The sequence below is a fragment of the Motilimonas pumila genome, from assembly GCF_003596335.1.
In the GTDB taxonomy this organism is placed as follows: Bacteria; Pseudomonadota; Gammaproteobacteria; order Enterobacterales; family CBDFNC01; genus Motilimonas; species Motilimonas pumila.
Map to the genome: position 1 here is coordinate 51,849 of NZ_QZCH01000009.1, position 12,840 is coordinate 64,688.

Here is a 12,840-nt window from a genome sequence, read left to right on the forward strand (position 1 = left end):
AATTAAGGAAGCCTACAACAATGATGAGTGTATCGAGCAACTCGACGGACAAGAGATTGAATCCAATAGACGTTACTAATTTGAGTGATGAAGACCAGCAAATCAATACATGGATGCGTTTGGTCGCTGAGCAACAAGACAAAGCAGCTTTTGCACAACTATTTAAATGGTTTACGCCAAAGATAAAAGCACACGGCATGAAGCGGTTTCGTCAAGAAGCACAAGCGTTAGAGCTGGTACAAGAGACCATGCTGCTTGTTTGGCGCAAGGCAGCATTATTCAATCCAGACAAGGGCAAAGCGACAACTTGGGTATACACAGTGATGCGAAACCATTGCTTTGACATGCTAAGGAAAATGCAAAGCCAAAAAGAAGATACCATGAGTGACGATTTATGGCCGATGTTAGAGTGCGACCACAGCAGTGGTGAGCAGCACGATCATCTTATGTCCAGAGAGTTGTTATCCCATATTGAGAGCTTGCCACAACAACAAAAGCTTGTAGTGGAAGCCATTTACATCAAAGAAATGACACAACAAGAGCTTGCGACACATTTAGGGGTCCCCTTAGGCACCGTGAAATCACGACTGAGGTTGGCTATGTCGAAGTTGAAGTCAAAATTGGAGGCTAGCCATGATTAAGCACCATCCATCAAATGAAATACTATTGCTACACACGAAAGGCGAATTACCGCTATCACTGTCTTTAGCTGTGAGTGCGCACATTGAGCTGTGCCCAGAGTGTCAAAAAATCCAACAGGCTTTGACAGAGCAAGAATCAGACGCCGCGTGGACAGTCCCTTGTAAGCATAGCTCTGGTAGTAATTCTGTCGACGCAGCAGTAGAGACATTAACTGCCGACTCTTCTTCCTTTAACGAAGACTTGAGTGACATGCTGTCTAGTATTATGGAGCAAGCGCCGGAAGAAGTACTTTTCGAAGCAACTGCGCCAACCTCTACCAAGGTAGCAGGCAAAAATTACAACCTGCCTAGAGCATTTCGTCAATTCGATCAACTTAAGTGGTCTGGCATAGGTGCTGTGAGTCGTGCTCGTATTGTCAGTGAGGCGGACGATGTGCGTGGCAGTTTGCTACATATAGACCAAGATGCTTCCATTCCTCAACACAGCCACAAAGGTTACGAGCTGACACTGTTGCTTGACGGTACTTTTGAAGATGAAAACGGCAAGTATGAACGCGGCGATTTTATTTGGCTGGAAGGCGACCATCAACATAGCCCCTATACTAAAGAAGGTTGCTTGTGTTACGCGGTACAAAATGCGCCTCTGCACTTTGTATCCGGTGTCAGCAAGGTACTCAACCCCTTAGGCAAGATGCTTTACTAACATTGAAGCGCCGAAAGGCGCTTTTTTTGCTTTTATACCCAGAAAAAAATAACAATTAGATAACAAGAGCAATATCATGAACCATTTTGAGCAGAATAAAATAAAAGTGGGGATCAGCAGCTGTCTGATCGGTTTCAAAGTGCGCTTTGACGGTGGTCACAAACGCAGTGGCTATTGTGAGAAAGTGCTGTCTTCATTTTTTGATTTCCAGCCAATTTGCCCTGAAATGGGCATTGGCTTAGGTACCCCACGTAAAACCATACGCCTGGTACGTTCGGCAGATGAAGTCATTAAAGTCGTGGCCAGCGATGGTAGTTTTGATGTGACCGATAAGTTAAGAGACTTTGCCCAGCAGACAAGTGCGGATTTAAATCACATCAGCGGCTACATTTTTTGTGCTAAGTCCCCTAGCTGTGGCATGGAGCGTGTGACAGTGTACAAAGAAGGCGGTAATCAAGGTGCACGCGATGGTATTGGTTTGTATGCTCAGCAAATTATGCAGGACCATCCTTTATTGCCAGTAGAAGAAGATGGCCGCCTTAATGATACTAAGCTGAGAGAAAACTTCATTACTCGCGTACTTGCCTTTCATAAATGGCAAAGTTTGATGGCTGACGGTGTTAGCAAACATGCTTTGACCACGTTTCATGCCGAGCACAAATATTTGTTGATGGCCCATGATCCTAATACCTATAAAAGCCTTGGTCCTTTGCTAGGGCAAAACGAGCTAGCCCTTGAGCAAACTGCCGAACAATACATCAAAGGCTTTATGGCAGCCCTAAAGCACATCCCAACAAGAAAAGGGCACACCAATACCTTACAGCACTTACAAGGGTATTTTAAAAAGCAGCTTAATAGCCAGCAACGAGTCGATTTGGCCGAGCAGATAGATAAGTATCGACAAGGTTTGTTGCCACTCATGGCACCGATTACCTTGATCAAACATTATCTTACCCAGTATCCAGATGATTATTTATCGCAGCAAGTTTATCTCAACCCTCACCCTGAAGAACTTAAACTCAGATATGAACATTAAAGTAAGGGATATTCGTTAGATGCAATTGATGTGGTTTAGGAAAGACTTACGCTTAGAAGATAACCCAGCATTATTTGCTGCGTGTCAGCAGGGGCCTACAACGGCAGTGTATTTTGTCACGCCGGAACAATGGCGCCAGCATCACTTAGCACCGATTCAAGCTGATTTCATTTTTCGACGTTTAGCCATACTGACTGAAGAATTAGCACAACGTGGTATTCAACTGCTAGTAGAGCAGGTTGATAGCTTTTCTGATATTGAGCCTAAATTAAGGCAATTATGCCAAATGTATCGGGTGGAACGCATCACGGCCAACGCCGAGATTGAAGTGAATGAAGTTAAGCGCGACGAAAAGCTCATCGCCAATGGGTTACCACTGCGTCTATTCCACGATACTTGTGTTCTCACTGCGGGCAGCGTGGCCACTAAAGATGGTGGCATGTACAAGGTGTTTAGTGCGTTTAGGAATAATTGGTTACAGCAGGTGAGGCAACTTGAACTCAGGCCATTACCTGCACCAAACGCAGTCGCGGGCGCCATCACTGCCTCCCAACCTGAAGCGTTTAATTATCCGACGAAAGACAGCAGTGCGTGGTCTGTTGAAACCGAGACAATTTACCGTCAACTGAATGATTTTTTAGATTCAGGCATTTTACATTACCACAACCAAAGAGATATTCCGGCTATTGCGGGTACTTCACAAATGTCGGTCTATCTCGCCCTCGGAGTAGTCAGTGTTAAATCTTGTGTTCATCAAGTACTGATGCGTTACCCGTACGCGTTAGACGATAAGTCGAGTGGCCCCTTTTGTTGGCTCAATGAGTTAGCTTGGCGGGAGTTTTATCGTCATTGGTTACAGCTTAAGCCGGATTTATGCAAAGGCGTTAACTTTCAAGAGCTCGCGGCCGGAATTGTCTGGCAACAAGATGAGGTAGGCTTGCAAGCTTGGCGTGCAGGTCGAACAGGTTATCCCTTAGTCGATGCTGCAATGAAGCAGTTGGTGCAAACAGGTTGGATGCACAATCGGTTACGCATGGTGACGGCCAGTTTTTTGACCAAACATTTGCTTATTAATTGGCGCCTTGGCGAGCAATTTTTTATGCAGCATTTGATTGATGGGGATTTAGCGGCTAATAATGGCGGTTGGCAATGGGCGGCCAGTACAGGTTGTGATGCGCAACCGTATTTTAGAATTTTTAACCCTACCACCCAGAGTGAAAAATTTGATCCCCAAGGTCACTTTATCCGTAAATATTTACCGGAGACAGCGGTTTTTGATAACAAAACGATACATTTGCCCAAAAATGAAATTGTTGATCACAAAGCTGCAAGAGTCAGAGCGTTAGACAGATATTCGGTGCTTAAAAAAGGATAAATATATTGACTTCCCCTGTAGTGAAAAACTTTTGTGAACTCTATCAAAAGCTCAATAAAGACAATGTAGATCAAGTCAGTGATCTGTATTCTGAGCACACTACGTTTATCGACCCCATGCATGAAGTTCATGGGCTGGCAGCCCTAAAAAGGTATTTTTCGAGCCTTTACCTCAACCTTAATTCTTGTCAGTTTGTGATAGAGCAGGTGATAGAGAGCGATAACAAAGTATGCTTGGTATGGGTGATGAGCTTCAGTCATGCCAAAATCAAAAACGGTAAAATGATAAAGGTACCAGGGTGCTCCCATCTCGAAATTGACCAAGATGGAAAAATCAGTTTTCATCGTGATTACTTCGACGTTGCTTGCATGATCTACGAACATGTTCCCATTTTGGGAGGGGCCATTCGCTATATTAAACGCAGGGCGGCATCATGAAAACAATCGTAATAACAGGTGCCACCTCAGGTATTGGCTTAGCTTTAGTGAAAGCTTATTTGTCAGAAGGACACCAAGTTTTTGCATGTGGGCGTAATATGGCAAGTCTAGATGCCCTTGCTCACACCCGATTAACCCCTTTGTCCTTTGACATCGGTGACAAACAAGCAGTACTAGCTGCCTGCAGCCAACTGCCAGCAATTGACATTGCGATTTTAAACGCAGGCAGCTGTGAATACATAGACGATGCCAAGCATTTTGATTCAGCTTTGTTTGAGCGTGTCATCCACACTAACCTGATTGCGCTGGGTTATTGTTTGGAGGGCTTATTGCCAAAACTTGGCAAACACTCCCAATTGTCATTGATGGGGTCGAGCGCAAGTTATTTACCTTTTTCACGGGCACAAGCATATGGATCAAGTAAGGCTGCGGTCGGTTACTTGGCTCGTTCATTGGCGCTGGACCTCAAGGCACACCATATTGAAGTGAGTGTGATTTGCCCTGGCTTCGTTAAGACCCCTCTCACCGATAAAAACGATTTTGCCATGCCAATGTTGATAACCAGCGAAGAGGCGGCTCAGTATATTTACAAAGGTATTAACAAACACAAAAAAGAAATCCATTTCCCTTATAAATTCACCTTACTATTAAAATTATTAGCCATGTTACCCAACTGGTGTTGGGAAAAATTGGCAATGAGGATGAGCACTTAATGACAAAAAAAATCGCCATCATTGGCAGCGGTATTTCTGGCTTAACTTGCGCCCACTTATTACACAAAGAGCACGATATTCAGGTTTTTGAAGCAGGGGATTACATCGGCGGTCACACGGCAACCAAGACCATTCAGCATCAAGGTAAAGATTGGAAAATTGACACAGGATTCATCGTTTTTAATGACCGAACCTATCCAAATTTCGAAAAGCTTCTCGCCCGTATTGGCATAGAGCGTTTAGCAACAGAGATGAGTTTCAGCGTTCGAAACCAAGACTCCGGCCTTGAATACAACGGCAACAATTTAAACAGCCTGTTTGCGCAAAGAAGTAACCTCTTCAAACCTAGCTTTCTTAAGTTGATCAAGGATATTCTTAAATTCAACGGCGCTTGCACCTCTGCTTGGAAAAATAACGAAATCGATAAGGTCATGACATTAGGTGAGTTCCTTGAAGTAGAAGGCTTCAGTGATTACTTTGCTCAGCACTACATCTTACCTATGGGAGCGGCAATCTGGTCTGCAAGTTTAGACGACATGAAAGCCTTTCCGCTGTATTTCTTTGTACGCTTTTTCTACAACCATGGTTTGCTGTCGGTCAATAACCGTCCGCAGTGGTATGTCATCCCGAATGGGTCAAACAGCTATATTGCCCCTCTCATTGAAGGGTTTAGGGAAAAGATCCACCTCAACAGCCCGGTCACGGCCATCAAACGTGAGCAAGATTGCGTGTGGCTGACGGTGAAAGGGCAGCAACCTCAAGCATTTGATGAAGTGATTTTGGCATGCCACAGTGATCAAGCATTAGCGATGCTCGAAGACAGCAGCGAACTTGAAAAATCGGTGTTAGGCCAAATACCTTACCAAGAAAATGACGTAGTACTGCACACGGACACCCGCTTTTTACCAACAAAAAAGCTGGCTTGGGCAGCGTGGAATTATCACCTAAACTCAGATAACAAGCGCCCTGCAGCGTTGACTTACAACATGAATATATTGCAGCGATTACCCAGTGACGCACCGACATTTTGCGTCACGCTGAATCAAAATGAGCTTATAGACCAAGATAAAGTCATCGCTAAATTTCGTTATGCGCACCCTGTGTTTAATACCGCGAGCATTGCCGCTCAGCAACGTAGAGCTGAAATATGTGGGCATCAACGTACGCATTTTGCTGGCGCTTATTGGTACAACGGTTTCCATGAAGATGGCGTTAGAAGCGCGTTAGACGTATGTAAACGTTTTGGCTTACAGTTATGACGGATATTGGGCAACAACCGCAAGCCGGTGAGTTTAACTCCTGCATCTACACCGGGGTTGTTAGGCATCGGCGTTTTGCGGTAGCAAAGCATGAGTTCAGTTATAAAATGTTTTTATTGGCGTTAGATCTTGATGAGTTGCCAGCGCTGCAGCAGGCAAGCCGTTGGTTCAAGGTCAATCGTTTTGCTCCCTTGTCTTTCCGTTGTTCAGACTATTTAACGGGCAAGGCCAGTTTGACGCGCCAAGATATATGGGAAAAGGTCAGCCAGTTGGGCGGGGCACCTTTAGACGGCAAGGTTATATTCATAGGCCAAATGCGCTGTTTTGGCATCTACTTTAGCCCTATCAATATGTACTACTGTTATAAAAACGACGATGAACTTGTCTATTTACTTGCAGAAGTAAGCAATACGCCTTGGAATCAAAGGCATTATTATTTGATCGATATTGAAAATCAGCCCGTATCAGACAAAGACTTTCATGTTTCGCCATTTATGGATTTGGCGATGAAATATCATTGGCGAATTAAAGCGCCGGGTAAGCAATTGTCGTTACATATAGAAAATCATAATGATACCAAGGTGTTTGACGCGAGTTTAAATATGCAACGTACAGCACTCAATAACGACAACTTGCGCCGGTCAATATTATCGATACCTGCGATGACAGTAAAAACCGTTTGCGGTATCTATTGGCAAGCTTTGAAACTGTATTTAAAAAAGGTGCCTTATATTGCACCGCCCGAGGAGAAGGAAGCAGACAATGTCCGTTGAAACATCCCAGTTCCACATGACGACTCAAAACCTGAGTCAGACAGATAAGCTTGCTAAAAAGTTTCTGTTTTCAGTGCTAAACAAAATGCAAGACGCATGCTTACTGATTGAAGAATCCGGCAGCGAAGTGGTGCTTGGCAGAGTGAACGCCGAGCTGAAGGCTAAAGTTGTAATCCTGAACCCTGCTACCTACAAGAAAGTCCTGCTGGGTGGCAGCATTGCTGCAGGTGAGGCTTACATACAAGGGTGGTGGACCAGTCCCGATCTAACCAAAGTTATCCAAGTACTCGGACGTGAGCAAGGTGTGCAAGATAAGCTAGAGAAAAGCTTTGGAAGACTGATGAGCATTCCGAGTTGGTTCTACCATAAAGCCAGAAAAAACACTCGCGAAGGGTCGAAGAAAAACATTTTAGCCCACTACGATCTCGGCAACGAAATGTACCAGCAGTTTCTCGACAAAGAAATGATGTATTCAAGTGCTATCTATCCGTCTGCTGACGCCGATCTAGAGCAAGCACAGCTGCATAAATTGCACACCATTTGTGAGCGTTTAGAGTTGAAAGAAGGTGAAACCTTATTGGAGATTGGCACAGGTTGGGGTGGACTTGCCATTTACGCGGCCCAACATTTCGGGGTAAATGTGACCACGACTACCATTTCAGATGCCCAGCACAGTTACGCGGAACAACGGGTAAAAGCATTAGGTCTTGAAGATAAAATCACCTTACTGAAACAAGATTATCGAGAGTTAACCGGTCAGTATGACAAGTTAGTTAGCATTGAAATGATTGAGGCTGTTGGCCACGAATACCTGCCTAGCTTCTTTGAAACCTGTAACAGTCACTTAAAGCCTCATGGCAAAATGCTGATTCAAGCGATCACAATTTCAGATCAGCGTTATGATCAATATCGGTCTGGGGTTGATTTTATTCAACGCTATATATTTCCAGGTGGTTGCTTACCTTCGATTCAAGTTATGACCCACAACTTAGCAAACAAGACAGACATGGTGATGACTTCCCTTCATGACATTGGCCAAGATTACGCCAAGACCTTAAGAGATTGGTTCAACAGGTTTGACGCATCGCTTCCTGATATTCGCCAGTTAGGCTACGGCGACGATTTTATCCGTTTGTGGAAGTTTTACTTGTGTTACTGCGAAGGGGCTTTTTTAGAGCGCAACATCAGCACGGTGCATCTGGTGGCAGCAAAGCCAGGCTTTAGGCCTAACTGCTAGTGCTATGGGGGGCTTATGGAGACACACTTGCTAAGACGCATTTCATATCAAATACCGCAGCAATGGTTCACCTGGCTCAGCTTTGTCTGGTTTCAGTTGGTATGGTTTGTTGCGATCGTAGTAGGGGAGCCTGCTGAGTATTATCTAGTAGGCTCGCTCATACTGCATTTTCTACTCAGCCCTTCTAAGCGCGTAGACGCTAAGATTATGCTATTAGTGAGCGTCATAGGCATTAGCACTGACGCTCTGCTGGCAGCCAATCAAGTCATGGTGTTTGACGCTGCCCCTACAGACATCATGACACTTTGGTTAGCCATGTTATGGGCACACTTTGCGGTCACCCTCAACCATGGCATGTTATGGTTGTCCCGGTTGCCATTAATTTGGCAAGTTGCCTGTGGTTCAGTGTTTGGGCCTATCAGTTATTTCTCCGGTGCCAAATTAGACGCTATCGCATTGCCAAACGGAAATTTGACCACAATTTTAGTTTGGAGTTTGATCTGGGCTCTCACCACTCCCGTATACTTAGCCATAGTGCGGTATTACAGGGAGCATTCACATGACTTATCGATTCAACCTAAACAGCAGTGACGGCGACAATGGCAGCGACAAAGTCATTTATCAGCAAAAACCAGTAAGCGTTTCAGTCTACGCAAATCACAAAAGGTCTTGGATTAACCTGACCCTCTGTTACTTCCTTGTTGCCTTTGCCATTTACATGACGTCGATGGCGGTGATGGCAAGTGGAAAGCAATCAAATGACACAGTGCCTATGGCCATAGATGAGTTAAAAGCTGTGGGGCAGGGTGAAATGCAGTGGTTATTTATCAGTTTGTACCAAGCAAAACTCTACTCTGTAGATGGCCAATACAAAGCGAAGAGTTACCCCCATGCCCTTGATATTACTTATGAAGTCGATATTGACAAAGAAGATTTAGTGAGCGCAACGCAAGACCAATGGGGCAAGCTTTCATTCGAAGGCCAAAAGTACCAGCGATGGCTAGGTCAGCTAAGTAGCATTTGGCCCGACATCAAAAGTGGCGACAAGCTCACTTTTGTTGTCACCGACAACTCCCACAGTCAGTTTTACCACAATGGAGAGCTGCTGGCGTCCCTGGAACAACCCGGTTTTGCAGACGCATTTCTTGCGATTTGGTTATCTCCAAACACCAGCCGACCGGCTCTGAGAAAACAGTTATTAGGAATTAACAGGAGCAAGCAATGAAAAATTGGTTGAGTATCATCATTGTCACCTTTTTGTTGACAGCGTGCTCCCATCAACAGTTAGAGGATTACGCTGGCAGTTCACCCACAATGAACGTTAAAAGCTTCTTTGAGGGCGAGTTAGAGGCTAAAGGCGTAGTCATGGACAGAAGCGGGCAAGTTCAGCGCCGTTTTGTGGTCACCATGTTAGGCACTTGGCAAGGAAACAAAGGCAAACTCGAAGAATGGTTCGTATTTGATGACGGTGAAAAAACCACTCGGACATGGCATTTTGAAAAACAAGGGACTGGCGTTTATGTTGGCCGAGCCAGTGACGTCGTTGGGCCTGCTCAAGGTAAACAGATAGGTTTTGCTTTACAATGGAAATATGAATTAGACCTTGAAGTGGCGGGTAGTCAGTATCGGGTGGAGTTTGATGATTGGTTGTATCAGGTAGACGAGACTACCGTCATCAATAGAAGCTACATTAATAAATGGGGCTTGCAGGTGGGAGAAGTGATTTTGGTAATAAATAAAATATAAGTACTGCATTAGCGGGCGCTGAGAATAAATTCTTAGCGCCCTTGCTTGCATTTAGTTACATGATTTTTCCACTGCAACAGCCACCGCAACGCTCGCTCCCACCATAGGGTTATTTCCCATACCGACAAGCCCCATCATTTCTACATGAGCAGGTACGCTTGATGAGCCAGCAAATTGAGCATCGCAGTGCATTCTGCCCATAGTATCGGTCATACCATAACTTGCTGGACCTGCTGCGACATTGTCCGGATGTAATGTTCTGCCGGTACCGCCCCCTGATGCAACCGAAAAATAAGGGCGGTTAAGCAGTTGCCGTTCTTTTTTGTAAGTGCCAGCCACAGGGTGCTGGAACCGGGTTGGATTGGTTGAGTTACCTGTGATAGAAATATCTACTTGTTCATGGTGCATGATTGCCACCCCTTCCATTACGTCATCAGCGCCATAACAATTGATTTCTCCGTTCACGCCTTTACTGAAACGCTTTTGTTTGCTGATTGCTAACTCACCCGCTTCATAATCAAAGGTTGTCTGCACATAGTTAAAGCCATTTATGCGGGAAATTAAATAGGCGGCATCTTTGCCTAAGCCATTTAAAATGACACGAAGTGGGGAGGTTCTGACGCGATTAGCGCTTTGCGCTATTTTGATGGCGCCTTCCGCGGCAGCAAACGATTCATGGCCTGCCAAAAAGCAAAAGCATTGAGAGTGTTCGGATAATAAACGCGCTGCTAAGTTGCCATGACCTAAGCCTACTTTTCGTTGCTGAGCAACCGAGCCGGGAATGCAAAATGCTTGTAACGCTTCGCCAATCGACTCCGCGGCTTGTTCGGCGCGAAAGTGTTTCCGTTTGATGGCTATTGCTGCGCCTAAGCTGTAAGCCCATGCCGCATCTTCAAAAGCAATGGTTTGCGTTTCTTTGACGATACTATAAGGGTCAAAGCCAAAACCTTGACATAGCGCTCGCGCCTGCGATAAATCTGTTAACTGGTATTTATCAAGTACTGCCTGTATTTGAGGCATGCGACGTGTTTGGTTTTCAAAAGTAATCATGGTGTAATCCTCTTAAGACTGGCGTGGGTCAATATAGCTTTCTGCTTCGTCAAAGCGGCCGTATGTATTCTTACACTGAGCCATGGCTTGATTGGCATCTAGGCCTTGGTTAATGAGTGTCATCATTTGGCCTAGCTGAACGTATTCGTAACCGATCACTTCTTTGTCTTCGTCTAAGGCAAGTTGCGTAACATAGCCCTCTGCGAGTTCTAAATACCGAACGCCTTTAGCCTTGGTGCCGTAACTGGTACCGATTTGTGAGCGCAAGCCTTTACCGAGATCTTCTAAGCCTGCGCCCACCGGCAGGCCACCTTTTGAAAAAGCAGTTTGGGTTCGCCCGTAAGCCATTTGCAGAAATAACTCCCGCATGGCAACGTTAATGGCGTCGCAGACCAAATCAGTGTTCATTGCTTCGAGTAAGGTTTTTCCAGTCAAAATTTCCGCCGCCATTGCTGCTGAGTGAGTCATGCCTGAACAGCCAACGGTTTCAATAAGACACTCTTCTATGACGCCATCTTTGACATTCACTGTGAGCTTCGCCGCGCCTTGCTGGGGGGCGCATGTGCCAACGCCATGGGTGACACCAGAGATGTCGTTGACTTGGGTAACATTGATGAAATTGCCTTCGATAGGCACGGGTGCGTTGCTGTGATGAGGCCCGCGCGCTAGCGGACACATATTTTGAACTTCGGTGGAATATTGCATGAATACCTCTTACCTGTGCGCTCGGTAAGAGAGGGCAACAAACACCTGACCTTACACGAACGAAAATCGTGAAATATGTCAGGAGTCATCAGCCACATGGCGGTTATAAGGTGGAACCCCATCACCTATATTAATATCATAAAACCTGACGGCAAAAAAACCAGTCAGGTTTTGTATCATACCAATAAGGGATTACCCCTATGTTAGAGTTGGTAGCCTTGCACTTGTCCATCAAGCATTAACGGTACCCACAATTTTCCCTCTTTAATACTGATATCTGCAGCACCTGTGGGCAATTGTAGCAGCAGGTTTATTTGCTTACCTTTTAACTCAAATACTTCGCCTGTGATCCAATCGCTGACGTAATGAGCCTGGCGGTAATGGGCCAAGCCGTCCAAATTGCCTAAGTATTCACTGGCAGATCGCCGCTTTAGGGCTTTAGTTACAGGATCTATCCTGTAAAGACTGCCGTTCTGTTCGGTTGAAAAATCTGCTTTGATGTTTTTTCCCCAACTGGCCACCATCAGCTGGTCTTGGTGCCAGCTAACGCCATTAGGGTGGGGTAATCGTTCGTTGTTAAACCAAGGGGTAACAACGCCGTTATTCAACTTGTAGATGGTGCCCCCCATTAAATCACTGATGTAAACGTGGCCACGAGCATCCACCGTAACATCATTAAGAAAGTGCGCACCATCAACGGGTATTTTGTCGATGATTTTACCGCTTGTGATACTGATGACGACAACATGGTCAATATCAGCGACGTAAAGCGTATCACAACTGATCGCCATGCCTTTTGGTGCATTGAGGCCTGTGATCCACTGTTTTTGCAGTATATTGCCTTGGAGATCTAACAAGCTGATGTAACCTAAGCCATTTTTTTCACCACCTTCTCCGTTCATGTTACTGACAAATAAGCGGGTCGCTTGCTTATTGCTTATCACAGACTCTGGTTGGTCAAAACCGTCAACTTGCCATAATAACTCCGCTGTTGCTGCCATAGTTAATGGCGCAGCCAGGACAGTGGCAGTAAATAAAATAGATCGCAGCGATTGTTTGAATAATTGCATAGCTTCCTTTCCTAATCGATTGAGTGTAAACGCGGTATCTACTCTAGAAAGCTATCAAAATGGTGCAAGCTTTGGTTTAATAGTGCATTAAATAT

The 12,840-nt window shown here is 45.2% G+C and carries 15 protein-coding genes and 1 riboswitch; of the genes, 12 read left to right on the plus strand and 3 right to left on the minus strand.

Annotated elements, in window-relative coordinates:
• The first annotated feature begins 20 nt into the window (after nucleotides 1-20).
• From D1Z90_RS08640 to D1Z90_RS08695, 12 genes are all read left to right on the plus strand, one after another.
• Nucleotides 21-641, plus strand: coding sequence for a sigma-70 family RNA polymerase sigma factor (locus D1Z90_RS08640; protein ID WP_198419083.1), 621 nt, complete (start codon nucleotides 21-23; stop codon nucleotides 639-641).
• Nucleotides 634-1,344, plus strand: a complete 711-nt coding sequence (locus D1Z90_RS08645) for a ChrR family anti-sigma-E factor (protein ID WP_119910356.1) — start codon at nucleotides 634-636, stop codon at nucleotides 1,342-1,344. The genes D1Z90_RS08640 and D1Z90_RS08645 overlap by 8 nt, the downstream gene beginning before the upstream one ends.
• A 76-nt stretch (nucleotides 1,345-1,420) precedes the next feature.
• On the plus strand, nucleotides 1,421-2,380 hold the full coding sequence (locus D1Z90_RS08650; RefSeq protein WP_119910357.1) for a YbgA family protein: 960 nt from the start codon (nucleotides 1,421-1,423) through the stop codon (nucleotides 2,378-2,380).
• A 19-nt stretch (nucleotides 2,381-2,399) separates the two neighbouring features.
• Nucleotides 2,400-3,755, plus strand: a complete 1,356-nt coding sequence (gene phrB / locus D1Z90_RS08655) for a deoxyribodipyrimidine photo-lyase (RefSeq protein WP_119910358.1) — start codon at nucleotides 2,400-2,402, stop codon at nucleotides 3,753-3,755.
• A gap of 5 nt (nucleotides 3,756-3,760) precedes the next feature.
• On the plus strand, nucleotides 3,761-4,192 hold the full coding sequence (locus tag D1Z90_RS08660; RefSeq protein ID WP_232525226.1) for a nuclear transport factor 2 family protein: 432 nt from the start codon (nucleotides 3,761-3,763) through the stop codon (nucleotides 4,190-4,192).
• A complete protein-coding gene (locus D1Z90_RS08665) occupies nucleotides 4,189-4,905 on the plus strand; it encodes an SDR family NAD(P)-dependent oxidoreductase (protein WP_119910360.1) in 717 nt (238 codons plus the stop codon). Before D1Z90_RS08660 ends, D1Z90_RS08665 begins: the two co-directional genes overlap by 4 nt.
• Nucleotides 4,905-6,164 (plus strand): NAD(P)/FAD-dependent oxidoreductase, encoded by a 1,260-nt coding sequence (locus D1Z90_RS08670; RefSeq protein WP_119910361.1) that lies wholly within the window; start codon nucleotides 4,905-4,907, stop codon nucleotides 6,162-6,164. Before D1Z90_RS08665 ends, D1Z90_RS08670 begins: the two co-directional genes overlap by 1 nt.
• A complete protein-coding gene (locus D1Z90_RS08675) occupies nucleotides 6,161-6,937 on the plus strand; it encodes a DUF1365 domain-containing protein (protein WP_119910362.1) in 777 nt (258 codons plus the stop codon). Before D1Z90_RS08670 ends, D1Z90_RS08675 begins: the two co-directional genes overlap by 4 nt.
• Complete coding sequence (locus D1Z90_RS08680; protein ID WP_119910363.1) at nucleotides 6,927-8,174, plus strand: SAM-dependent methyltransferase; 1,248 nt, start codon at nucleotides 6,927-6,929, stop codon at nucleotides 8,172-8,174. Before D1Z90_RS08675 ends, D1Z90_RS08680 begins: the two co-directional genes overlap by 11 nt.
• A gap of 15 nt (nucleotides 8,175-8,189) precedes the next feature.
• Nucleotides 8,190-8,765, plus strand: coding sequence for a DUF2878 domain-containing protein (locus tag D1Z90_RS08685; protein ID WP_119910364.1), 576 nt, complete (start codon nucleotides 8,190-8,192; stop codon nucleotides 8,763-8,765).
• Nucleotides 8,734-9,399 carry a chalcone isomerase family protein gene (locus tag D1Z90_RS08690; RefSeq protein ID WP_119910365.1) on the plus strand — a complete coding sequence of 222 codons (666 nt, stop codon included), beginning with the start codon at nucleotides 8,734-8,736 and terminating at the stop codon, nucleotides 9,397-9,399. Before D1Z90_RS08685 ends, D1Z90_RS08690 begins: the two co-directional genes overlap by 32 nt.
• Entirely contained in the window at nucleotides 9,396-9,920 is a 525-nt protein-coding gene (locus tag D1Z90_RS08695; protein ID WP_119910366.1) for a DUF3833 domain-containing protein, read from the plus strand. Before D1Z90_RS08690 ends, D1Z90_RS08695 begins: the two co-directional genes overlap by 4 nt.
• Before the next feature lie 51 nt (nucleotides 9,921-9,971).
• Here D1Z90_RS08695 and D1Z90_RS08700 read toward each other — a convergent pair whose 3' ends face one another.
• The 3 genes from D1Z90_RS08700 to D1Z90_RS08710 all read right to left on the minus strand — a co-directional run bounded on the left by D1Z90_RS08700 (nucleotide 9,972) and on the right by D1Z90_RS08710 (nucleotide 12,745).
• Nucleotides 9,972-10,970 (minus strand): GGGtGRT protein, encoded by a 999-nt coding sequence (locus D1Z90_RS08700; RefSeq protein ID WP_119910367.1) that lies wholly within the window; start codon nucleotides 10,968-10,970, stop codon nucleotides 9,972-9,974.
• Nucleotides 10,971-10,982: 12 nt separating this feature from the next.
• Entirely contained in the window at nucleotides 10,983-11,675 is a 693-nt protein-coding gene (locus D1Z90_RS08705; protein WP_119910368.1) for an iron-sulfur cluster assembly scaffold protein, read from the minus strand.
• A gap of 72 nt (nucleotides 11,676-11,747) precedes the next feature.
• Nucleotides 11,748-11,810, minus strand: a riboswitch (Fluoride riboswitch).
• Nucleotides 11,811-11,878: 68 nt separating this feature from the next.
• Nucleotides 11,879-12,745, minus strand: a complete 867-nt coding sequence (locus D1Z90_RS08710; protein WP_119910369.1) for a YncE family protein — start codon at nucleotides 12,743-12,745, stop codon at nucleotides 11,879-11,881.
• Between the last annotated feature and the right edge of the window lie 95 nt (nucleotides 12,746-12,840).